This is a genomic window from Tamlana carrageenivorans, assembly GCF_002893765.1.
Classification (GTDB): Bacteria; Bacteroidota; Bacteroidia; order Flavobacteriales; family Flavobacteriaceae; genus Pseudotamlana; species Pseudotamlana carrageenivorans.
The window spans coordinates 462,048-488,452 of the sequence record NZ_CP025938.1; the positions used below are offsets into that span (position 1 = coordinate 462,048).

A 26,405-nucleotide genomic window follows, 5' to 3' on the forward strand; every position below is an offset into this window, starting at 1 on the left:
TTAAACTATGTTCAAAAAATTATTTTTTTTTACAATGCTTATGCTGTCTACCCTCAGCATCATAGCACAAAATGTCAACATCACCGAAGCTAACGGTTGGCTAGAATCTGCTTACGTAAAATGGGACCCTATAAATGGTGCCGACCATTATAACGTGTATTACTCTGGCGAAGGGTATAACAACAAAAAAATTGACGACCAACTTATTAGGTGCTACTCGGGTTACCAGCGTGCAGACCTCCTAGGCCTCAAAGCAGGAACCTATACCATAAGTGTCGCTGCAGTCATATCAGGCGTTGAAGGCCCGCTTAGCACCACTGGAAACATCACGGTTTTACCACATGACCGTACAGGGTTTGCATTTTCTAACGGCGGCAACCCAAGTGCCTATAATTTGGATGGTACGGTAAAACCAAACGCCGTAATCCTATACATTACCGAAAACACCAAAAACACCATTGAATTAAACGTCACTGGAGCAAACGCCAACCCTTGTGTTGGTCTGCAGAATATTTTGGAAGGTTTTAAAAAAGGTCAAGATAATCGCCCTTTAATTGTTCGATTAATCGGACAAATTACAGATTTAGATTATATGGATAAAGGTGATATTGTTATTGAAAACAAAAACAATACGTCGCAATCTACAACGCTTGAAGGTGTTGGCGACGATGCTACGGCCGACGGCTGGGGTATTCGCATTAAAAACGCAAATAATGTCGAAATTCGAAACATCGCCACCATGAATTGCGACAGTGATGAAGGCGATAATATTGGATTACAACAAGATAACGCTTATGTGTGGGTACACCATAACGATTTCTTTTACGGTGGCGCAGGAGGCGATTCCGACCAAGCTAAAGGCGATGGCGCTTTAGACAGTAAAAGATCGGGCTATGTCACCATTTCATACAACCATTTTTGGGATTCAGGAAAATCAAACCTTTTAGGTAATGGCACCGAATCTCCAGAATACCTAACTTACCACCACAACTGGTACGACCACTCCGATAGTCGTCACCCGCGTATTAGAAGTCACAGCGTGCATGTTTACAACAACTATTACGATGGGAATTCTAAATATGGGGTGGGCGCTACAAACGCTTCCTCAGTATTTGTTGAAGCTAACTATTTTAGAAACTGTAAATACCCTATTCTTACGTCTATGCAAGGGTCGGATGTATTTGATGAAAGTAAAAACGCTAACGATTATAGCAACATGCCAACTTTTTCTAAAGAAGATGGTGGGGCAATTAAAGCTTACAACAACTATATTGAAGGCGCTCGACGCTTTGTAGCCTATGGCGATTCAAGTTTTCCAAATTCTACGGTAGATTTCGATGCTTATGTGGTTAACAGCAGAAATGAACCGGTTCCGAGCTCTGTAACTTCCTACGAAGGCTCGAACACGCATAACAACTTCGACACTAATGGGTCTATCATGTATAGTTACACAGCCGATTCGCCCGAAGACGCTAAAAACAACACTATGGCTTATGCTGGACGCATGTTTGGTGGGGATTTTACTTGGACTTTTAATAATGCTACCGACGATACGTCGTACGCTGTAGATTCTGCTTTAAAAGCGAAACTAACAAGCTACGCCACGTCGTTAGTTTGTATCCAAGGTGATCAAGGTCCAGACCCAGAAGTAACACTTCATGCAACGCCTGGCAACATGAGTGTAACTCTTCAATGGACTGTAAGCCATTATGCGGCCAACTCCTTTACTATTTATAGAAACACAAGTTCAGACCTATCTACCAGAACAAAATTAACAGATATCACAGATGCCAATACGCTAACTTATGAAGATTTAAGCGTAACCAACGATACACCTTACTTCTACTGGGTGATCGCCGATGCCTCTGTAGAATCCAATGTAGCTACAGCAACACCTTCAGCAGCTCCAGCACCTTCACCAAGTGGAGACGAGGAACATAACTATACGACCTCTGGAAAGAACAGTTCTTTTTATACCATAAGCGGAAATCTTTCTACATCTAAGGGAACCGTTGTTTACAATGCCTTAACCCTAACACAATGTTTAAAAATTGAATCGTCTACAAGCATCAGTTTTTCAACAGTATCGGCCTCTACCTTAACATTGGTATTTAACGAAACCCAAGGTGGAAGCATAAAAATTGACGGGGTATCTTATGATATTGTAAACGGTATAGCTAGTATATCTTTAAGCGCAGGAAGTCACGAAATAACAAAAGGTGATACCGCCAATTTATATTATATGAATCTGGAATACGACACCTTAAGTATAGATAGTGAACAATCAAATACATTGAAACTTTACCCGAACCCTGTAAAAGACTTTTTATACATTACTGGTTCTTCTCAAGTTGAAAAAGTTGAAGTTTATAGCATTCAAGGCGTTCTGGTTTTAAAGCTAGAATCACAAAACATTCAGCAAATAAACTTAAATGAACTTAAAACAGGTGTTTACTTAATAAAAACGTACTCGAGTTCTAAAGTCACAGACAAAATACTTCTAAAAAAGTAGGTCTGTAACATTTTAACCGATTACACCATACACCCTTCTAAACTTTTATTTTAGAAGGGTGTTTTTATTTTATAATAAAAAACAGAGCGCTTAAAAACTTTTCAATATTGTATGATTTTTAACATAAATAACATGCTAAAATTAACATTTAGACTGAAGTAAATCTAAAATTTTTAGCTCTTCTTTTTTTCAAATAACACAAATATTCTATATTTATACATCATTACAATAAGGAATATTCATTTTATTTTCTAAAAAATAACAATTACACAAAACAACAACTATAATCCTTAAAACTGACGAACTGGATAATTTTAACAACAAACCAATCGATTATTAACTTTTAATTTGGTTTTTGTTATAATTCACATATCTTTGTAATCGATTACAAGTAGTTGCGCTAAACAACCAATTAAGTGCCTACAAATCGGAAATGAAATATTTAATTTATAACTAAACTTTAATACTTTATGACTAACTTTTTTTTATCAAATCAAGTTTTTTCCTTTTTTAAAGGAAAAAAATTTAGTCCCTACAGAAAGGCGCATTTGGCCCTATTTGTAGGATTGCTATTGTTAGGCGCTCAAAGCGTTAATGCTCAAAATTCGACTACCATTAAAGGAGAGGTGCTGGATGGCGACATAGGGGGTCCGTTGCCCGGAGTAACTATCCTTGTAAAAGGAACGACCAAAGGTACAACAACCGATTTTGATGGTAAATATGTCTTACCAGATGTGGATGCCAATGCGACTTTAGTGTTTTCTTATGTAGGATACATTACTCATGAGGCGAATATTTCAGGTAACAGTGTTATTAACGTAACGCTTAAACCTAGTTTAGAATCTCTAGACGAAGTTATCGTTGTAGGTTATGGAACTTCTCGTAAATCAGATTTAACAGGTTCTGTTGCTAATGTAGGTGGTGAAGTTTTAGAAAAACAATCTATCGCTAGTGTGGCCGAAGCTTTAACAGGGCGTATGGCTGGTGTACAAGTATCGTCTCCTGAAGGTTCTCCGGATTCTGAGATTCAAATTAGAGTACGTGGTGGCGGATCTTTAACTCAAGACGCTTCCCCATTAATTATTGTTGACGGTTTCCCTGTTAATAGTATGAGTGATGTGTCGCCCACAGATATCGAAAGTCTTACCGTATTAAAAGATGCTTCCTCAACCGCAATCTACGGTTCTCGTGGTGCGAATGGTGTAATCATCATTACAACTAAAAGTGGTAAGGAAGGAAAAATTCAAGTGAACTTTAATGCCTTTTACGGTGCTAAAACTATTGCCAATACCATTGACGTATTAGATCCAGAAGATTTCGTGAAATGGCAGCACGAATATGCTATGTTAAGAGATAACTTACAATCTTACGAAAAGTACTTCGGCTTATGGCAAGATCAAGACCAATACGCAGGAGTAAAGGGTAATAATTGGCAAAAGCAAATTTACGGACAAATGGGTGAGGTTGAAAGCCGTAACTTATCGATTCGTGGTGGTTCTGAGAAAATCAACTTTAACTTCAACTATGCTTTATATGATGAAAAAGCTATTATGGTGGGGTCTAACTTCAAAAGAAACAACTTGTCGTTTGCTTTAAAAAATAAAGCCAGTGATAAGGTTGATTTATCGATGACTTTCCGTTATTCAGACACCGAAATTAATGGTGGCGGTGCTAACGAACAAAATGAGGTATCTTCTGCCGATTCACGTTTAAAACACAGTGTATCCTATTCTCCAATTCCTATTTCAGGACTTAGTACCGATGAAACAGATCCAGATATAACCAACCAATTGGTTAACCCTTTTATTGCTGTACATGACAACCAACGTTTACAGCTTAGAAAAAACTTTAACTTATTAGGTAGTTTTTCTTGGAAAATGACTGAAGACCTAACTTTTAAAACAGATTTAGGTTTAGATAACTACAACGATCAGGATTACAGATTCTATGGTAAGACCACTTACTATGTTACAGATAAAACAGATTTCCCAAACCAACCAGCTATAGAATTCTATGACAGAAAAAGAAACCGTTTCAGAAATGCAAATACTTTTAACTACGATTTTGATAAAATATTAAACGAAAATCACAGTTTAAAAGTTCTTGTTGGTCATGAGTGGATTTTTTCAGAGAGCAATAGGTTATCAAATACGGTTCATGGCCTACCAGACTTCTTTGATATTAAAAATGCCATGCGTTTAACGACTCAAGGAACTCCAATTGAAATTGATAATTTTTATAGCCCAGATGATAAGTTATTATCTTTCTTCGGTCGTATGAATTATGATTTTAAAAACCGTTACTTATTAACTGCAACTTTTCGTGCAGATGCTTCTAGTAAATTTACTAAAGAAAACCGTTGGGGCTACTTCCCTTCTGCCGCTTTCGCATGGAAAATGTCTGAAGAAGCTTTCTTAGATGACGTAAGTTGGATTAATACGCTTAAATTAAGGGTAAGTTACGGTGAAGCAGGTAACAACAACATACCTGTTGGACAAACTGTACAAAATTTTAGATCTAGTCCAACCCTTCGTATTAATAATGTGGCTAATTTCTGGGCTCCAGAAAATAACTTAGCCAATCCAGATTTAAAATGGGAGACTACCATCACTCAAAACTTAGGTCTTGATTTCGATTTATTCAAAGGCACATTAAGCGGTTCTATTGAGGCCTACAGAAATATTACGACCGATCTGCTAATTAGATTCCCTACACCTGGTACAGGTTATGATAACCAGTACAGAAATATGGGTGAAGTTGAAAACAAAGGTCTTGAAGGTGTTTTAAACTTTGCTGCTATTAATAAAGAGAACGTTGGTTTAAGTTTCGCGATAAATATGTCTAGAAACATAAACAGAATTAACTCCTTAGGGGTAATGGAAGATTTCTACGACCGTACCAATTGGGCGTCTTCTCAAATTGGAAATGAATATGAAATTGCCGTTGGTGGTCAATTAGGGACTATGGTTGGATTTAAAAATGCAGGCCGTTATGAGGTAGATGATTTTAATTATGATCCAGTAACTCAAGAGTATACTTTAAAATCAGGTGTGGTAAATAGTACAGATGTTATTGGTACCTTAAGACCTGGTTCAATGAAGCTAGTCGATGTTAACGGTGATGGCAAAGTAAATGATGATGATATATCTGTTATTGGTAACGCCAATCCTGACTTTACAGGCGGTTTAACCATTAATGCTAATGCCTATGGATTTGATTTTACAGCTGCATTTAACTGGAGTGTTGGAAATGATGTTTATAACGCTAATAAAATCGAGTTTACAACAGCAAACATCCCGAATGGCCAATATAGAAACCTAAGCTCTATTATGGCTGAAGGTGAAAGATGGAACAATATTGATCCGAATACTGGACAACTTGTAACAGACCCTACGCAATTAGCGGCATTAAACGAAAACACAAGCATGTGGTCTCCTTATATGGCTCGTTACGTATTTAGCGACTGGGCTGTAGAAGATGGTTCGTTCTTACGATTAAACAACATTTCTTTAGGTTACACTGTTCCTGAAAGATTTTCGTCGCAAGCAGGTTTATCTAAATTAAGATTTTACTTATCTGCTAATAACGTTTTCATTCTTACAAATTACTCTGGTTTAGATCCAGAAGTAAGCACTAGAAGAAGAACACCATTGACTCCTGGAGTAGATTACTCTCCTTATCCAAAAAGTAGACAAATCATTTTTGGACTTAACCTAAACTTTTAATAAAAAGATTCTTTAGAAGATGAAAAATAAAATTTTAATAATTACAGGATTAATATTAGCAGCAATGCTAAGCTCTTGCGGTGAAGATTTCATGGAAGCTCCTGCGAAATCAACACTCGATGAGCAATTGATATTCTCTACCCCAGGTTTAACAAAAGGGGCGATTGACGGTATTATTGAACCCATGATGGAAACCAACTCGTACAGAGGGCGATTTCTACCTTTTTACGGTACAAATACAGATACCGAATATTTATACGATTCTGAAAATGACGGCGATGCCGAAGGTGAATTGGCTCGATATGTAGCAACTGCTAATAATGCCTCTATGAATCGTGACGACAATGCTTGGGCTGAAATGTACAAAGGCATTGAGCGCGCAAACATTTGTATTAGAGGTATCCGAACTTATGGTAACCCAGAACCCGGGACGGAACTTGGGCAGTACTTAGGAGAAGCTTTAACACTTCGTGCCGTGTATTACGCCGATTTAATAAAAGCTTGGGGGGATGTCATTGCACGTTTCGAACCGATTAACAGTGAAACCGTGTACTTACCAAAATCAAGCCGTGACATAGTTTACAAACAAATCATTGCAGATTTAGGTGAGGCCGTAACTTTAGTAGCATGGCCAAACGAAACCAACTTAACTACTAGTGTTGAGCGTATCAACAAAGCTTTTGTTAAAGGTTTAAGAGCACGTATAGCCATGGCAGCTAGTGGATATCAACAGTACCCTGATGGTATTAGACGTAGCAAGGATCCAGAATTATCCGTTGCTAACATGTATCAATTAGCCTTAACAGAATGTCAATCGGTTATTTCTAGTGGCACAGTTAGCCTCTTCCCTACTTTTGAAGGTTTATGGAGAAACCTTAACGAAGAAAACTACAATGCTGGTTTAGAGTCTTTATGGGAAATTCCTTTTGCCGATGGTCGTGGTCGTGTAACCTTTACCTTCGGTATCCGACACACAAGTGTAGACCAACATACTGCTCAACCTAGAGGTGGTCAAGCAGGACCTGTAGCCAACTTGTTTTACGATTTTGATGAAGCTGACGAAAGGAGAGACATCACATGCATCCCTTATGAATGGGGTACAGCTGTTGACATAGGTAACCCTGAATATGGTTTTGCCCAACAAGAATATACCGATTCAAAAAGATGGTATTTTGGAAAGTACCGTTATGAATGGATGAATAGACGTGTTACATCTACTAACGACGATGGCATGAATAAAATATACATGCGTTATGCCGAAGTCTTATTAATTGCTGCTGAAGCGGCCAATGAGTTACAAGGTCCTGGAGCAGCTGCGCCTTACTTAAAAGAATTAAGAAGAAGAGCGTTCAAAACCACTGATTATGCTACGAAGGTGGATGCTTATGTAAATGCTTTAGGAAGTAAACAAGCCATGCTTGATGCTATTGTTGAAGAACATAAATTCGAGTTTACAGGTGAAATGGAACGTAAACAAGCACTTATCCGTTGGAACTTATTAGGTACTAAATTAGCAGAAACTAAAGATAAGTTAATCAACCTTAAAGCGCGTACTGGTGAATACGCTGATGTTCCATCAACAATTTACTATAAATATGCCGCCGACAACGAAACCTTAATTACTTACGGTTTAAATAGAGGTGAAATTTATAACCCAGGACCAGATTATACAGCAATCAACTGGGATCGTGTTACTGAAGATAGAACCAACACGCTATATAGCGCCGACCCTGACACCAAGCAATTCTGGCCAATTTGGCAAGTATTTATTGATGGAAGTAATAACACCTTGACTAATGATTACGGTTATTAATCATAATAAAACAACAAATAAGCATATGATTATGAAAACTAAATATTTATATAAAACCATCTTCGCTTTGGTACTAACTGTTCTTGTTAACAGCTGTGGGTACAACGAAGATTTAGTAGAAGAACTTGAATTCGAAAGAGAGTTCGCGCCTGTAGCCCTAAAAGCGACAGTTAGAAATCAAACCTATGTGGAACTTAATTGGACCATAGAAGACGGGATTTCTGATTACCTCGTTGAGTTTAGTGCTGACGACCCAGATTTTAACACCATTTTCTTGTCTCAAGACGTGAAAAGCTCTGAGCTACCTGTGTTAATTCGATTAGAAGGTGAAACGGTTTATTCTATTCGAGTAAAAGCACTTAGTTCTAGAGAACTAGACGATTCTAAATATGCTTACGGCGAGGTAACCACTTTATCGGAGCAAATAATGGCGCCATACCAACCGGGTGATGCACAACCAACTACCGCCACCTTAAGATGGGAAGCAGGCGCTAATGTAACGCATTTATCATTCAACGATGGTGCCGTAATTCACGATATCACTGCTGATGAAAAAGCAGCTGGTGTAGCCACGGTTAATGGATTAACTCCAGAAACTGAGTATAAAGTTATTTTATTTAATAACACAAAAAACAGAGGTAACGCTACAATTACAACAACTATTGCCATTGGAAATAACACTTTATTATCTCCAACTGATGATATTGTTACGGCTATTAATAATGCCATGCCTGGAGACATTTTACTTTTAAAAGAAGGTGATTACACCGCGCAGTCGGCTGAAGTAGATTTAACAAAATCAATCACGATTAGAGGTTTACACCCAGATTTTAAGCCACAGCTTAAACTAGCCTTTTCAGTATTAGCTGGTGCAACCGATGTTAGCTTAATTGATTTAGTATTAATGGGAGAAGGTAACGGACAAACAATCAACCAAGATGTAGTAAGATATAACGAGGCTGATAACTACAACTCGTTAACTATTACAGGCTGTGTTATTAGTGATTACAACAAATCATTTATAGCCGGTAGCACGACAGACGCTATCGTCCAATCGGTGGTTGTAGACGATTGTATCGTTACAGATATTTGGACAAACGGTGGTGATTTCATCGACTTTAGAAACTCTAATGTATTTAATGTTTCAGTGACTAACTCTACCTTTAACAACTGTGCTCCTGGTCGTGATTTCTTCAGAATTGACGACGCTGGTTCACAAACGCAAACTGGTCAAAATTGTAATATTATCCTGAAAAACTGCACATTATATGGTTGCTCAGATTCTAGCTCTAAAAGATTGATGTATGTGAGATTCCAAACGAATACTTTTACATCTCAAAACAACTTGATTACAGAAACATCTTCTGAAGGTTATTCAGACCAGAGTAGAACAGATCCTAATCCAACATTTGGAAGTAACAACTACCACAATGCTGATGGGTTCTTCAATTCAGGACAAACTGTTTTCGACAGTGCTGGATTTACTGAAAACCCTGGGTTTGTTGATCCGTTAAATGGCGACTTTACAGTAACTAGCCAGTTAATTATAGACAATAATATTGGTGACCCACGTTGGTTATAATCCAAATTTTCATTGATTGTATTAAAAAAAGGTATGCCATGTGTATACCTTTTTTGTTTCTTAAAACTTGCTTTACAGAACGTCCATTAATATCAAAAACCCAGTACAGGCTTTGTATCCATGAGGCCAAATTATATGGCTTTTAAGTTAATTGGTAGCATTTAAATCTTTGAAAACTTAATTCAAAAATCTTATAAGCCCCGAAATCCATATTTTTATAATGAATAACAACACATCGTTTTTTATGTTCAAAAAAACACTTTTATATCTTATCACCCTACTCCTAGCCTGTTCTATCCATGCTCAAAATTTAGCTTTCCCAACGGCTGAAGGGTTTGGACAATTTGCCACAGGAGGTAAAGGTGGACTCATATATACCGTAACCAACTTAAATGATAGTGGCGCAGGTAGCCTGCGTAAAGGCATACTTAAAAAAGGGCCACGAATCATTATTTTTGCTGTATCTGGAACTATTGAATTACAATCCGATTTGGATGTAAATCGTGGCGACCTCAGCATTTTAGGGCAAACCGCACCTGGTGATGGTATTACCATTAAAGGCTATCCGTTCACCATAAAAGCCGATAATGTGATACTCCGTTATCTAAGATTTAGAATGGGCGACACCCACAATGTAGAAGGCGATGCCCTAGGTTGTAGAAATACCAACAACGTTATCATAGATCATTGTTCCATTAGTTGGGCTACCGATGAGAATGCCTCCTTTTACGATAATACAAATTTCACCCTACAATGGTGTATCATTTCCGAAGCCTTAAACCGATCGGTACATCAAAAAGGGGCTCATGGCTATGGTGGTATTTGGGGCGGTGTAAAAGCCTCATTCCATCACAACTTAATAGTTAGCAATAACAGTAGAAACCCAAGGTTTAGCGGATCTAAAACCACAGCAAACTCCGAAAATGAGTTTGTAGATTTCAGAAATAATGTGATTTATAATTGGGGCGAAAACAATATTTATGGCGGCGAAAAAGGGCGATACAACCTCGTAAACAATTATTTTAAATCGGGTCCTGCAACAACTTCTTCAAAACTAGACCGTATCGTAGATCCTTCTGAACCTTATGGTCAATTTTATGTGAACGGCAATTATGTACATGGTTATGATGAAATTTCAAAAAACAATTGGAATGGCGGTGTACAATGTGAAAATCCTTTAGAGGCTAAATTAGAATCTGAAATCTCAATAAACCAAAACATAAAAACCGATACCGCCGAAGAGGCTTACAAAAAGGTATTAAAATATGCTGGCGCGAGTTTATTTAGAGATGCACCAGATGCTAGAGTGGTTCACAACACCAAAGAAGGGAGTGCTGATTATAAAAACGGCATTATAGATTCCCAAGATAATGTTGGTGGATGGCCCATTTTAAAATCCGAAAAAGCTCCATTAGATAGCGACAAAGATGGAATGCCGGACGACTGGGAGAAAAAACACAAACTCAACCCCAATGAAAATGATGCCCATTTAAACAACTTGGATAAAAAGTATAGCAATATTGAAGTTTACACCAACAACTTAGTGGTGTATACGCACCAAAAAACAATCATAAACGGTGTGGCCTACGATTTTGTTGTGGGCAAAACTGGGGTTTCCGATTTTAAAACCGTTCAAGAGGCTATTAATGCCGTTCCCGATTTTAGAAAAAAAGAAACAAAAATCTATATTAAAAAAGGGGTATATAAAGAAAAACTCGTGCTTCCAGCCTCTAAAACACAAGTCACTTTTATAGGTGAAAGTAAAACCGAAACCCTTTTAACTTACGACGATTTTGCTCAAAAACATAACATATTTGGTGAGGAAGTTGGAACCACTGGTTCCACATCCTTTTATGTATTTGGCAATAATTTTACCGCAAAAAACATCACGTTCGAAAATAGTGCAGGCCCCGTAGGTCAGGCCGTAGCGGTGCGTGTGGATGGTGATAAAGTGATTTTTGAAAATTGCAGATTTCTTGGAAACCAAGACACCCTATACTTACATGGTGAAAATAGCCGCCAATACTATAAAGATTGTTACATTGAAGGCACTGTCGATTTTATATTCGGTTGGTCTACGGGATATTTTGAAAACTGTGAAATCTATTGTAAAAACAAAGGGTACATAACAGCCGCTTCAACCAACAAATCATCTGCTTATGGTTTTGTGTTCAAAAATTGTAAGATTACAGGAAACGCAGAAGAAAACAGTTTCTACCTTGGCCGTCCGTGGCGAGATTATGCCCAAACTGTGTGGATAGATTGTGTTATGGACAAGCATATCAAACCCGAAGGATGGCATAATTGGAACAAACCACATGCCGAAAAAACCACCTTTTATGGCGAGTATAATACATCCGGACCTGGCGCTTCGAATAACCGAGTTCCTTGGGCCAAAAAACTGACTAAAAAAAACGTTAAAAAATTCAACAGGGAAAATGTTCTAAAAGACATAGATAATTGGAATACAAATATTTAAAACACTATACCCCTTTTTACCATCAAATTATTAACGTAATATTATACACTAAAATTATGCTAACAGTTCCAACTTTAGTATTTTTATACAATCGATTACAATTAAACTTATTCTAAATGAAAACACAAAAAAAAACAGTTCTGTTGGCCATAGTTTGTATGGCATTTTTTTCTTTCACCATGCAATCTTGTAAAGAAAAATCGAAGCAACCAGAAGTGGTAGCAAAAGCAGATTCTTTTATTGAGGCCGATAACATTATTAAGTCCATAAAAGTTCTAGAATTTCCGGATAACACTTTCAACATTACCGATTATGGCGCTGTAGCCGATGGAAAAACTTTGAATACAGAAGCTATAGCTAAAGCTATCGATGCTTGTCATGAAGCAGGCGGTGGTAAAGTGATTATTCCTGCCGGTGATTTTTTAACGGGACCAATTGTTTTAAAAAGTCATGTCAACCTGCATTTAGAAGAAGGTGCTCAGGTCCTTTTTTCAACCAACCACAAAGACTATCTACCCATTGTTCACACCTCTTATGAAGGCGTGGAATTGATGAATTATTCACCGCTTATTCGTGCATACAAGCAAAACAACATTGCCGTAACAGGTAAAGGGGTTTTAAACGGACAAGGAAGTAACGAAAACTGGTGGCCATGGTGCGGTAAAGATAAATATGGTTATGTTGAAGGTGCTGTAAAACAGCACGACTCGATTAACTTACCACGTTTACGCCAAATGAATGAAGCTCAAATTCCTGTAGCCGATAGAACTTTTGGAGACGGCTACCAACTGCGTCCCACCTTTTTCGAACCTATGGATTGCGAAAATGTATTACTAGAAGGCGTTACCATTACTAATGCGCCTTTCTGGGTAATTCACCCTTTACGTTGCAATTATGTTAGAATTGATGGCGTAACGGTATCGAGCCACGGTCCAAACAACGATGGTTGCGACCCTGAATACAGCAAAAACGTACATATTGCCAACTGTACTTTTGATACTGGTGATGACTGTATCGCCATTAAAGCTGGTAGAAATGAAGATGGTCGTGCCGTTAATATTGCCAGCGAAAATATTGTTGTAGAAAACTGCTACATGAAGGATGGTCATGGTGGCGTGGTGCTGGGTTCTGAAATTTCTGCTGGAGTAAGAAATGTGTTTGTTAGAAACTGTAAAATGGATAGTCCAAACCTAGACCGTGCCATTCGTATTAAAACCAATACGCTTAGAGGTGGTTTCGTAGAAAATTTATTTGTAAAAGATGTTCAAGTGGGGCAAGTTAAAGAAGCTGCTTTACGCATCAACTTACACTACGGTATATACGCCAACCAGGAGGGCAACCATATTCCATCGATCAAAAATGTGCATTTAGAAAACATGACGGTAGAAAACAGTGGGAAATACGGAATTTTAATTAATGGTCGTGAAGAAGCTAAAATAGAAAATGTCACCTTTACAAACGTACACATTAAAGGAGCCAAAACCCCAATGAAAGTTGAACATTCCGAACCTATCGTGTTTGAAAACACCACGATAAACGGCAAATCATACTAAACTTACAACACTCAAATGATTTTTAAATAAGCCCTAAATAGTTTGAATTAAAGTTGTTTTCTTTTACATCAAACGATTCCAGTTATTTAGAGCTTATTTATTTTATCTGAAGGTCTAAATTGGGTTATAACGTTATTTTTCGTGTCATGCTAAACTCGTTTCAGCATGACATAATACTTGCAAACATCGATACGCGATTGTGTTTGAGCACCTGAAACAAGTTCAGGTTGACGTTATGGCTTACGATTGACTTTAGACATTCAATTTATTTTATTAAGAAAAACCATTTCAAAAATAAAACATGAAAAAATTAGCCATACTATCTATTGCCTTTTTAAGCTTATACGCTTGCAAAGACAACCAAACTAAAACAGAAACCTCAACAGCCGTTGAAGTTGTAAAAGAAAATAATAAAGCTCCTAAAACCTATGCAGAAATTTCTATCGCTCAAGGCGGAAAATGGGTTGATGGCCCTAGAAGCCACCAAGAATACAGTGGTAGTACTTCGTTTAAAAATGTAGATGAACTTCAAGTTCCTGAAGAACATACCGATCACACATGGTACATTCGTTATGAAGGTCCTGGTTGGGAAAACAGTCAGGTTGGCTACCGCTTGTACCTAGATTGGAGAAATGCTATCGACATTTTTGGTAAAAAGGTTGACACTATGGTGCTTCCTGAAGTTGGACAAGATGGATTCGATTCTTACCACGAAGCATCAGCTTGGGGACAAGATATTTTAAAAGCTGGAAAATCAATGGGTATTGGTGGTTACGGTCGTATTGTAGCCGATACCATAGTACATTTCCAAAACGTGAAAGATACCCATGCAGCTATTTCAAATACCGATAGCGAATCAGCTATTACGATTTCTTATAAAGACTGGAAAACGGGTGATGACAGCATCGATTTAAAATCGGTATTAAGTATTTATCCTGAAGATCGTTTCACAAAGGCTGAATTAACGCCATCAAAAGAAATTGAAGGATTATGTACGGGTATCGTAATTGCAAAAGGTATTCCTGTAACTAAAAAGGTAGGCAAAAAATGGGCTTATATTGCTACTTACGGAGTTCAAACCTTAGCTAGTCCTCCAGATAATTTAGGTATGGCACTTTTCTATAAACTTGAAGAAGTAGCCGAGCAAAAAGAAGGCCAACATGATCATCTTGTGATATTCAAACCAACCACTAAAACTGTGACTTACTACTTTTTAGGAGCTTGGGAACAAGAACCTAACGGGATTAAAACTGAAGAGGCTTTTATCGCCGACCTCAACAACAAATTAGCAACTTTAGATCAAACCGACGCTATAAACTAAATAAACTTATGAAAGCCCAAAATGGGCATTTGGAAAACAAAGGGCATTACCCATCGAAATAACTAAATAACCGAACCAAAGGTTCTTGACAAAATTTAAACAAATGAAAACTACAACCTATATCGCATTATTTGCACTAGCCTTAGGCTTAACCACCACATCGTGTAAAGATGCCAAATCGGAAACCGAAACTAAAGCAGAAACCGCTGCTGTTGAAAAGGTGGTACCTGAAACTTTAAAATGGTCGGAACGCATGATGCTTTCTGAAATTGAACGCTTTCCAAAAGCCTCGCTTTTGGATTTTAGAGATAAGCCAAAATGGAGCTATACCAACGGCTTAGTTTTAGACGCCGCAGCACGTGTTTACGAACAAACTAAAAACGAAAAAATTTATCAATATATTTACGATTATGCCGATGAAATGATTGATAGCACAGGTACCATTCTAACTTATAAGCTATCCAATCAAAATCTAGATATGATAAAATCTGGCGATGTTTTACTGTATTTATACCCTAAAACTAAGGAGCAACGTTTCCTTACGGCTATGGAAACTTTAAACAGCCAAATGGAGTCGCAACCTACAACTTCTGAAGGTGGTTACTGGCATAAAAAAATATACCCGTATCAAATGTGGTTAGATGGTTTATATATGGCAGAACCTTTCCATTTGCGCTATGCTAAAACTTACATTGAAGATGAGGCTAAGAAAAAACACATTTATGATGATGTAGTACTTCAATTTGATCTGATCCAAAAACACAGTCAGGATAAAGAAACGGGGTTACTTTACCATGGTTGGGATGAAAGTAAAGAACAACGTTGGGCGAATAAAGACACTGGAAATTCACAACACTTCTGGTCTAGAGGTATGGGATGGTACGGTATGGCGATGGTTGATGTGTTAGATGATTTACCTAGCGATCACCCAGGAAGAGCCCGCATCATAAAATACTTAAACGAATACGCAGAAGCCATTGCTAAAGTTCAGGATGAATCTGGATTATGGTGGCAAGTTCTCGACCAAGGCGCTCGTGAAGGAAACTATCTAGAAGCTACAGGAACTGCTATGTTCACTTACACATTTGCTAAAGGTGCTAATAAAGGCTACTTACCTGCAAAGTATTTAACCATTGCAGAAAAAGCCTATGACGTACTTATTGATAAATTAGTAACTGTAGAAAAAAACGGCGTAATAAACCTAAACAAATGTTGTGGTGTAGCTGGTTTAGGCGGAGACCCTTACCGTGACGGCTCGTACGAATACTACATAGGAGAAATAATTCGTTCTAACGACCCTAAAGGTACAGGGCCTTTCATTATGGCTAGTTTAGAATTAAATAAATAAGATAGCATTTCAATGAAGTTATATCCTTTAATTTTCTGTTGCTTATTTAGTACACTTCTCATAGCCCAAACCGAGAAACCTTATGTTTCGGAAGTTTGGGTTGCCGATAACGGCAACGGCACCTATAACAACCCGATATTATATTCCGATTATTCCGATCCTGATGTTGTGCGTGTTGGCGATGATTATTATATGACAGCTTCAAGTTTTAATGCTGCTCCTGCCCTACCAATCTTACATTCAAAAGATATGGTAAACTGGCAACTTATTAATCATGCTTTACCAGAGCAGGTTCCTGCTGAAACTTTTAAAATTCCACAACATGGTAATGGGGTTTGGGCACCTTGCATTCGTTATCATAATAACGAAATTTACATCTATTGGGGCGATCCCGATTTTGGGATTTATATGGTTAAAACCAAAGACCCTTACGGCAAGTCGGACGACCCCGTTCTTGTGATGCCTGGTAAAGGACTTATAGACCCTTCTCCCTTATGGGACGATAATGGCGATGCATATTTGGTACATGCTTACGCAGGAAGTCGTGCCGGGGTAAAAAGCTTACTTAGTGTTAATAAAATGAACCCCGAAGGCACCAAAGTGTTAGATAAAGGCACCCATGTTTTTGATGGTCATGACCATCACGAAACCGTTGAAGGGTCTAAATTTTACAAACGAAACGGCTATTATTACATTTTTGCTCCTGCTGGAGGTGTTCCAACGGGTTGGCAACTCATTTTACGTTCTAAAAATATTTACGGCCCTTATGAAGAGAAGATCGTTTTAGAACAAGGTAGTACCAAAATTAATGGGCCGCATCAAGGGGCTTGGGTAGAAACACCTGAGGGGGAATCCTGGTTTTACCATTTCCAAGACGTTAATGCCTACGGACGTATCGTGCATTTACAACCCATGACTTGGGAAAACGATTGGCCAGTTATGGGAAAAGATTACGATGGCAATGGTATTGGTGAACCCGTAAAAACACATAAAAAACCTAACGTAGGGCAAAGCTATCCGATTGAAACACCTTACGAAACCGATAATTTTGACGGTCAAAATATAGGCTTACAATGGCAATGGAACGCCAATAACGATGTGGTTTGGCATGCGAAGTTACCAGGAAATGACTATTTGAGATTGTTTTCCATAAAACCCACCGAACCTTTAAGCAATTTATGGCTCATGCCTAATCTATTGCTTCAAAAGTTTCCGGCTCCCCAATTTACGGCAACAACGAAAATCACTTTAATCCCTGAAGAAGCAAAACTAGGTAAATCGGCTGGATTAATTATCATGGGTATGGATTATGCGTCGCTGAGTATTAACAACGATCATGGCGATTTTTTCATCAAACAAGTCGTATGTAAAGATGCTATTAATGGTGCTTCAGAAGTGGTTGTAGAAGAAAAAAAGCTTAAATCGAATATGGCTTATTTTAAAGTAGCCATTACTGGACCAAACGCCATGTGTCAATTCAGTTATTCTGAAAACGGAAAAAAATTCAAAAAAATAGGCAAACCATTTAAAGCTAAAGAAGGCAAATGGATTGGTGCTAAAGTGGGTTTATTTTCAGTTAGTACTATGGAAGCTAAACGTGGCGGTTATGCCGATATTGATTATTTTAAGGTTGAAAAATAAATAAACTTATAAAATATAAGCCCTAGGACTTAAAACGGGTAGAATCTGAAATCTAAACTTGTCAAAAGTTATATAAGCTCAAGCTTTATTAATATTTTTGACAAGTTTTTTTTTATAGAAATTAAGACGATGCAACAAACAAAAATACATAGTGCTGTGGCTGAAAATCGCCTTACGCTTTTATTGTAAGTATCGCCGAATCCCGATAACACTTTCATCCCAAAGAAGCAACTGAAGATGCTCGATTTGTTTATAAAGAAATACCAGAATTAAATCCTACGTTATGAAAAAGCAACATGTATCTAAAACCCTAGTATTAATGCTTTTATTGAGTGTGAGCAGCTCCATCTGGGCTCAAAAAGCATCAGAATTTACGCCCTATACTGTTGAAAAAACTTATGACAAACTAAAGAAAAATTATGAGGATATCAGTCCCATAAAACCCTTAATTACAGATCAAATTTTTTATGGAGAAAACATCGTTTACAAAACTGCAGATTCTACCGAATTAAAGCTTGACATTTACATACCAAAGGAAATACATGTTAAAATGCATCCTGCCGTATTGCTTATCCATGGAGGAGGTTGGCTTACGGGACAAAAAGAGAACCAACGTGTTATGGCGCAGCATTTAGCCCTTAACGGTTTTATTGGCATTGCTGTGTCGTATCGACTCGGATTAGAAGCACCCTATCCAGCAGCCGTTATTGATATTAAAGATGCTATAAAATTTGTAAAAAAGCACGCGGCGAGATACCATATAAACCCGGATAAATTAGCTGTTTTAGGAACCTCAGCAGGTGCTCAATTAGCCACCTTAGTTGGTGTTACCCCAAATGCTGAAATTTATGAATCAGGAGCTTCTATATCTGATGACGTACAAGCTATAATTAATGTCGATGGTATCGTATCGTTCATTCACCCTGAAGCGGGAGATGAAGGAAAAATGGCTAGCATTTGGCTAGGTGGTAACCGAGAAGAGAATTGGTCAAATTGGAAGGAAGCCTCTCCTTTAGAATATGTTAACGAGCACACACCTCCAACACTTTTTATTAATAGCGCTCAACCTCGTTTTCATGCTGGTCGTGATGATATGGTGAAGCGCCTTAATCACTTTAACATTTACAACGAAGTGCACACCATTCCGGATAGTCCGCATTCCTTTTGGCTGGTACACCCTTGGTTTGAAACCACCTTTACCTATACTGTAAATTTTTTGAATAAGGTGTTCTGAAAAGCTATTGGCAGTAGGCTGTATGCAATTAAACTATACTTTTTTCAATAATGACTCAATGATTAATGGTAAATATTCAATTTGAAAGGCCGTAGGCTGTTAGTAGTAAGCAATGTACTATTTGCTAGTAAACTGTACCTTTTTCATTAAATACTCAATTATCATTAATCAATAATCAATAGTCAATAGTCAATAGTCAATAGTCAAAAATAAATATTAAACCATATCATACAAAAAGAGGTACCTATGGCCAAACATAAGCACCTCTGAACAATAAAAAACTAACTGTGTTTAAAACACTACTAAATTTTTAAATACCCAGTTTACTTTTCCAGTTTTTATATTCTGTTTCTATTTTTGAAGGCCAGTTACCATACCAAGCATAGCCTGCTCTTCTTTCTTGCTCAATCTCTGCAAGCGTCTTTTTCTTAATACCATCTCTGCCACAGAAAAATGGTTCGTTGGTTTGTAAATCGTAAAAGCGTGCCCAAATAATATTTCCTGGGGATGAAACAACTACGACATCTGCTTGCCCATTAGTTGTCGTTTTTTTAGTATCGATATCGTATAATTTTGCATCTTCAAACCATTGCATAGCATCCTGAACAGCTTGCTTAATTTCTGAAGAAGGACTTTCTACCAACATAAGCGTTCGCACCACACCAACAGATTCAGATCCACTAATTGATGGTAACTCATACGATCTAGCTTTAGCGGGTTGTAAAGTCACATCATGATGTTGTGCACACCAGGCTGTTTTCACTCCATTTACTGTAATTTGTGTTTTTAAAATTACCTCTATCCCTTTATCAAAAGCTGTTTTAGCCGAAGCTCTATAACTTTCATCGAAGTTCTCTGTGTCATTTTCACCTTTATAAATATCCCACATCAGTTCCATAACGTTAGCCATAGCATTATCATTAAATGTAATTTGATACCTATAACCACTTCGGTCTGGATAATATTGAGGCCATCCACCGTTATCGTATTGCGCTTCAAAAAGATATTTCAAGCCGTTTTCTGCTGCATTCAAGTATGCCGGATTAAAGGTTTGTTTATAAGCCTCTAATAAGGTACGAATTTCACCAATGGTGTGATCGTTATCTATAGTCGTATCTGTATTTTCCTTTTCACTTATAGCTTGAGCTTTTTCTGCGGCGGTTTGTTCTCGATTGTATCCTGAAAAGTCATTATGAGGTTCCTTGGGCCATCCGCCATTACTACGTTGCCATAGTAACATATTTTCTGCCTTTAAAACGGTGCCGTGTGTTACGCCAGAAATTTTAATTACCAATTCACCTGTAACGTCGCTACCATCTTTAGCGGTTGCTATAACCGTAACCTCGCCGTTATCTCTTGGTGTGAGAACGCCAGACAAGCTAACTTCTGCGATTTTTTTATCGGACACACTCCAGTTTACGTTTGTATTCGTAGCATCAGAAGGTGCTAGATCGGCCGACAAATTAATAGGTTTTCCATCTGTGATATCATTACCTATAATGGTAATATTTGTAACCAATACCTCAGCTGGTTTTTCTTCCTTAGTTTCATCATCATCGCTACTACACGAAGCCATAACCAGTAAAACCATAAAAAGGCTTGAGAATTTCAAAAATTTGTTCATATCTATTTCTATAAATCAGTTTCAATGTAATCGATTACAAATTTAAAAAAATTTACAGAAACTTTCATATATTTTTAGTTAATTTATTTTAGGTATTTGTTAAAAACAGATAAATGAATCTAGAGGATCACCGTTTCAAAAACCAATTTAAACTACTTGAGACACTAATAATTACTATACAGCAATAGCCCTCTAAGAACAACAATGATTTCGTTATTTTCTTACTTTAAATTCCTTAAAGTAAATCTATTTAATCGCAACCCTAACATACTGAACAAAAACCTTAGAATAAAAAAGAGGCTTCTATAAACAAGAAACCTCCTTTTAAAACTAACTTAAATATTAAAACTAACCGCTTTAATTACTATTGATATGCAGGATTTTGTTTGAAATCTTTATTCTGATTTAAATCTAAAACTTCTTGTGGGATTGGACGTAAAATTTTGAGAACGCCATCTTTACCAACAAAGTTACCCGCATCTACTTGAAAATTATACACAGAAGCATAATCAACTAATTTACCTGTACGTTTCAAATCAAACCATCTGTGGTATTCACCCATTAATTCTCTTCCTCGTTCTTCTAAAATATAATCGATATCAAATTCGGCAGCCGTTGCAGGGGCTACACCTGCTCTTTTTCTTACTTCGTTAAGTCTTTCTAAACCAAGTGAAGGATTAGAATTTAAATAAGCCTCGGCAGCAATTAAATAAGATTCCGCTAATCTAGCTAATACAATATCTCTAGTACTTGTACCATTTCCTAATGAAAAAGGCGATGTTGGGTCATCGAATTTTTTAACAGGAATAGTTCCAAAATCCTCATTAACCCCATTTCCAGCAAAAATATCTGGATACATATGAAATGTTACTTTTGGATTATTAGCTCTATAACCAATGGTATCGGCTGGAGTACGCGCATAGTAATGCAATACTTGTAATTGTGACTTATCGGCTACATCATAAAAATCGTAGTATCTTTCATAAATTTCAGGCATAAAAGTGGCTGTAAATCTAGCATCATTTTGTTCAAAAAGATCATAAGCTCTTTTGGTTACTACTAACCTTTCTGCTCGCCATGGGAAATCACCAGCAATTTCAGCTCCACCCATATAAGGTCCAAAGAAATTTTGCTGTTGGTTACCATTATTGTTAGGGTCGTCTGCTATAGAAGTTGCATCATATTGTACTGAAAAGATGGTTTCATCATTTAAATCATTGCTTGGATCCCATAACTCATCAAAAGGGATAGTAAGTGATTCCCCAGCAATGGTTTCATCGGCATATTTTGCAGCATTGGCAAAATCATTAGAAGCAGCAAAATCTTCATATGCTCTAGTTAGGTGAACTTTAGACAACAAATGTGTTACAGCTCTTTTAGTAACTTTCCCATTAAAACTACCAGAAGGCACTAAGGTATTTGCAGTTTCTAAATCTTCCAGAATTTGTGTATAAATAGTTTCTGCCGATTCACGACTGTATGCAAATCCAGGTACTTCTACGTACTGATCTATTAAAGGCACGCCGCCATAAGTTTGTACTAAAGTAAAATACGTAAGTGCTCTTAAAAAAAGTACCTCACCCCTTTTAGCGTCAATATCGCTTGTTTGACTTGTTAATGCATTATAGTGTAGCGCGGTGTTAAAAACACGTATGGCCTTAAAGCCTGCTTCATACAGTTCATAAATATTTTCACTTCCAGCAGCAAGAGCCGTATAAGAGGTTAAGCCCACCGGACCATTACTTTTTCCATCTGCATATAAATCGGTACCAGAACAAAATAAATAAGGTTCCTGTCCGTATATATTTCTTAATTGCGTGTATGCTGCAGCCATTAATGAGTTATAACCAACCTCGGATGTATAAAACGAATCTGGAGACTCACTATGTTTTGCTGATTCTTCCAAGTAATCGCTACAAGAAGAAGTTAGCATCATTGTTAAAATACTAAAACTTAATATTATTTTTTTCATTTTCTTTTTTATTAAAATTTAACACTTAAACCTAATTGATAAGTTATAGAAGAAACACCACCTCTTTGAAATGATGATCCTGCCCATTCTGGATCTAATCCATCAAAATCACTGAATACAAAAGGGTTTAAAACATTAGCATAAACTCTTAGATTTTTCATCTTAAGTCTATCTATAATATTATCGTTAAAATTATACCCTAGAGATATATTTTTAACTTTTACAAAAGAAACATCTTTATAGTAGCCCACGCCATTTGAATTCCAATAATCACCTTCACCTCTAGCTAATGGGTAATCATTAGAAGGCTGCACTGGTAATCCTCCAGCATTTTGAGGAATGTAAGTTTTAATGTTTAATTTATTTCTACCTCTATCTCTTGTATTTAGAAAATTGGCATGAAATGGGCTGTAAACAAACTGTCCTTCGCTAGCAATAACAGATGCAGAAATATCGAAATTACCAACCGATAATTTAGTAAAGAAACTACCAGACCAATCTGGATCGCTATTTCCTAATATCATTCTATCATCATCAGGATTAATAACGCCATCATTATTAACGTCTAACACTTGAGCTTCACCTTCGGCTTGTCCAAACTTACCAGCTTCGTTTTCTTGAATAATACCATTAAATTTATAATTGTAATATGAATTTAAAGGCTTACCTACTTGAATCACTTCATCCGAATCTAAAAATAATCTGTTAACACCATCAGAAATAGATTCTACATTGTTATTATTTTTAGTAAACGTGAATGTGGTCTCCCATCGCACATTAGACGTTTGAACGTTAACTGTATTTAAAAGTACTTCAATCCCTTTATTGCTTACCGATGCGATGTTATTAACAATATCTTCGTATCCAGATTCCACAGGTAATCGTTGTCTTAATAATAAATCATCTGATAGTTTGTCATAGTAATCTACACTACCAGTAATTCTATTATTAAAAAAGCCAAAATCTAAACCTATATTATATTCTCTTGTTTTTTCCCACCCTAATTCAGAATTAGCCAATTGATCTAACCAGCCAGTTGTTGTAGCGCCATTATAATCGTAAAAAACTCTTTCATTTAATAAACGCTGTGTACTATAGGTATCAATTACGTTGTTTCCAGTAAATCCATAACCTACTCTTATTTTAAAGTCGGAGACCGTAGACTGGTTGGCCATAAAATCTTCATCAATCATTCTCCAAGCTAAAGCTGCTGAAGGAAAAGAATCCCATTTTCTATCATTTCCTAAAAGTGATGAACCATCCCATCTATTGGATAGGGTAAGCAAATACTTTCCTTTGTAATCATAATTTAAACGTAGTGCATACGACAAAAGTGTATTTTTCTCGTATGGTAATCCGTCAAAAGTACCAGTAGGATCAAAAAGATAAACGGCTCCATCGGCAGATGCAATGTTGTTATAAGATGTTGATTCAAAAGGAAAATCATCACCACGTTGAAAAGATCTTGTCACTTTATTAGCATACATGGTTTGCAACCCTAAAAGTTTAACATTATGGTCTTCGTTAAAACTATAATCTATATTAAATTGGTTATCCCATGTGTAAGCATAAACCTCTTCTTTATAAGATTGTGCCGATGACATATTGTTTCTTCTTCCTCCTTCAATAGATAAAGCGCCAAAGAAGCTATTATGAGTTAGGTTTTGGTAGTTTCCAGAATAAGATGTTTTAAAAGAAAGCCAATCATTTACATTGTATTGTAAAAATGCACTTGCAATACCGTTCCATCTTGTTCTTTCGTTGTCTACATTAGCAATATCTACCAGTGGATTAACCGTACTTGTTTTATTCAGTAACCAAGCATCATCTGCTGTGGTTCGAACCTTACCTGGTCTTTGTATTAAACTTCCATCACGGTGGTCATAAGGACTCATTAATGGGCTAAATCTAAAAGCACTTTCCATAGCATCATTACTACCTAAGTTTTCAACCGTATTAGCAAAAGTTAAATTAACACCAAGGGTAAACTTATTGTTTAACCTATGGTCTATACCTGCTTTAAAAGTATACTTATCTAGCGATTCATTTTCAATATTACCAGTTTCATTTTGGGCACCAATACCAATATTATAGCCTAAGCCACTTTCTGATCTACCAGAAATATTCACATAATTATTTTGTTGAACACCAGTTTTTAAAACAGCATCAACCCAATCGAAATTAAAACCATTTGCAGCGCGTTCTCTAAGTAATGAATTACTACTCTCTGCAGCTGCTGCATTTAAAACCTCATCTGGAGTACGATTCCAATTACCACCAGCATAAGCCGTTTTATGGTATGTGAACCATTCTTCTCCATTCATGAAATCAGGAATTCTTGCAGCCTCCTTAATTCCAAAAAAACTATCAAACGATACATGTAAGCCTGCCTTCGCAGTCGATCCATTTTTTGTTGTAACAATTACAACACCGTTAGAACCTCTAGAACCATAAATAGCGGTAGATGATGCGTCTTTTAAAACATCAATTCTAGCAATATCCTGTGGGTTTAAGAAGTCGATACCATCTGTTGGAACACCATCGACAACAAACAAGGGTTGCGCATTTGGATTAAAGGTGTTTTGACCTCTAATGCTAATATCGTAACCATCTCCTAGACGTCCGGTTGATGAAGCAATTTGAACACCAGCAATATTACCTTGAAGCGCCTCCAGAGGATCTGTTATATTCCTTTCGGTTAAAGCTTCAGGTCCAACCGTACCAACTGACCCGGTTAAATCTTTCTTTTTAACACTACCATAACCAACAACAACAACCTCGTTTAGCGATTGTGCATCTGGTTCTAGGGCCACCGTGATACTTGATTTTCCCGCAACGGCAACGTCGAGAGTCTTATATCCTATATAAGAAAGTTCTAGATGTGCATTTGAAGAAGATACGGTAAGTGTAAAATTTCCATCAAAATCTGTAGAGGTACCATTTCTAGTACCTTTTTCAATAACATTTACACCAGGAAGCGGTGTATTAGTTTCGGAATCGGTTATGACTCCAGTCACTGTAGTTCCTTGTTGGGCGTATAGGGTGTTTAAAAATAAAAACACAATTAATGCCCCGAAATGCTTAGCACATTTCAGCAATAAAGATTTACTCTTCATAGTTCAATAAATTGTTTAGTTAAAGTTTAGTTTTCTGACTACACTACATGTAATCGATTACGAAAGAACTGAAAAAAAATTGAATAACCAAATATTGTGAGTTTTTTTCTAAAAATTTTGTTAATTTATAAATAAATTAGTCTTTTTTAGGAAATTATAACCTCCAATAAAAAGGAAGTTAAACTGCAGTGAAGCCTTGTAAACAATGAGCTCTTTATCGTTTATATGAAGATAAAATATGATATTTGTAAATAAAAAGCCACTAAATCTTCATATTCTTACATTTAACATATTTAATTTATATAAAACGATTGGTATGAGCGTATTTTCCTTCTATTTTTGATTTAATTTTTGTAATCGATTACTTTTAATGCTATATTGCATTATCATTTACAGTTATTATTAGGTGAAAAATAAAAAACCCAACATACACTCAAAGCTTTTTCCCTTTTGAATATGTAAGCTAACTAGATAACCAACTAAGC

13 protein-coding genes are annotated in these 26,405 nt (G+C 36.8%); 10 read left to right on the forward strand and 3 right to left on the reverse strand.

Annotated elements, in window-relative coordinates:
* The first annotated feature begins 7 nt into the window (after nucleotides 1-7).
* The 10 genes from C1A40_RS02085 to C1A40_RS02130 all read left to right on the forward strand — a co-directional run bounded on the left by C1A40_RS02085 (nucleotide 8) and on the right by C1A40_RS02130 (nucleotide 19,208).
* Complete coding sequence (locus tag C1A40_RS02085; protein ID WP_102994445.1) at nucleotides 8-2,512, forward strand: pectate lyase family protein; 2,505 nt, start codon at nucleotides 8-10, stop codon at nucleotides 2,510-2,512.
* 470 nt (nucleotides 2,513-2,982) lie between these two features.
* Nucleotides 2,983-6,237, forward strand: a complete 3,255-nt coding sequence (locus C1A40_RS02090; protein WP_102994446.1) for a SusC/RagA family TonB-linked outer membrane protein — start codon at nucleotides 2,983-2,985, stop codon at nucleotides 6,235-6,237.
* 19 nt (nucleotides 6,238-6,256) lie between these two features.
* Nucleotides 6,257-8,050 carry a RagB/SusD family nutrient uptake outer membrane protein gene (locus tag C1A40_RS02095; protein WP_102994447.1) on the forward strand — a complete coding sequence of 598 codons (1,794 nt, stop codon included), beginning with the start codon at nucleotides 6,257-6,259 and terminating at the stop codon, nucleotides 8,048-8,050.
* Nucleotides 8,051-8,081: 31 nt separating this feature from the next.
* Nucleotides 8,082-9,632, forward strand: coding sequence for a DUF5123 domain-containing protein (locus tag C1A40_RS02100; RefSeq protein WP_158651242.1), 1,551 nt, complete (start codon nucleotides 8,082-8,084; stop codon nucleotides 9,630-9,632).
* Nucleotides 9,633-9,876: 244 nt separating this feature from the next.
* A complete protein-coding gene (locus tag C1A40_RS02105) occupies nucleotides 9,877-12,111 on the forward strand; it encodes a pectinesterase family protein (protein WP_102994449.1) in 2,235 nt (744 codons plus the stop codon).
* A 116-nt stretch (nucleotides 12,112-12,227) separates the two neighbouring features.
* Complete coding sequence (locus C1A40_RS02110; protein WP_102994450.1) at nucleotides 12,228-13,664, forward strand: glycoside hydrolase family 28 protein; 1,437 nt, start codon at nucleotides 12,228-12,230, stop codon at nucleotides 13,662-13,664.
* A 301-nt stretch (nucleotides 13,665-13,965) separates the two neighbouring features.
* Nucleotides 13,966-14,985 (forward strand): DUF4861 family protein, encoded by a 1,020-nt coding sequence (locus tag C1A40_RS02115; RefSeq protein WP_102994451.1) that lies wholly within the window; start codon nucleotides 13,966-13,968, stop codon nucleotides 14,983-14,985.
* A 103-nt stretch (nucleotides 14,986-15,088) separates the two neighbouring features.
* Complete coding sequence (locus tag C1A40_RS02120; protein ID WP_102994452.1) at nucleotides 15,089-16,333, forward strand: glycoside hydrolase family 88/105 protein; 1,245 nt, start codon at nucleotides 15,089-15,091, stop codon at nucleotides 16,331-16,333.
* Between the two features lie 12 nt (nucleotides 16,334-16,345).
* Nucleotides 16,346-17,974, forward strand: coding sequence for a glycoside hydrolase family 43 protein (locus tag C1A40_RS02125; protein ID WP_102994453.1), 1,629 nt, complete (start codon nucleotides 16,346-16,348; stop codon nucleotides 17,972-17,974).
* Between the two features lie 283 nt (nucleotides 17,975-18,257).
* Entirely contained in the window at nucleotides 18,258-19,208 is a 951-nt protein-coding gene (locus C1A40_RS02130; protein WP_241910468.1) for an alpha/beta hydrolase, read from the forward strand.
* Between the two features lie 310 nt (nucleotides 19,209-19,518).
* Here the strand turns inward: C1A40_RS02130 and pelA are convergent, their stop codons facing one another.
* From pelA to C1A40_RS02145, 3 genes are all read right to left on the reverse strand, one after another.
* Entirely contained in the window at nucleotides 19,519-20,832 is a 1,314-nt protein-coding gene (gene pelA / locus C1A40_RS02135) for a pectate lyase (RefSeq protein ID WP_102994454.1), read from the reverse strand.
* A gap of 364 nt (nucleotides 20,833-21,196) precedes the next feature.
* Nucleotides 21,197-22,804 (reverse strand): RagB/SusD family nutrient uptake outer membrane protein, encoded by a 1,608-nt coding sequence (locus tag C1A40_RS02140; protein ID WP_102994455.1) that lies wholly within the window; start codon nucleotides 22,802-22,804, stop codon nucleotides 21,197-21,199.
* Nucleotides 22,805-22,815: 11 nt separating this feature from the next.
* Nucleotides 22,816-25,920 (reverse strand): SusC/RagA family TonB-linked outer membrane protein, encoded by a 3,105-nt coding sequence (locus tag C1A40_RS02145; protein ID WP_102994456.1) that lies wholly within the window; start codon nucleotides 25,918-25,920, stop codon nucleotides 22,816-22,818.
* Nucleotides 25,921-26,405 lie beyond the last annotated feature (485 nt).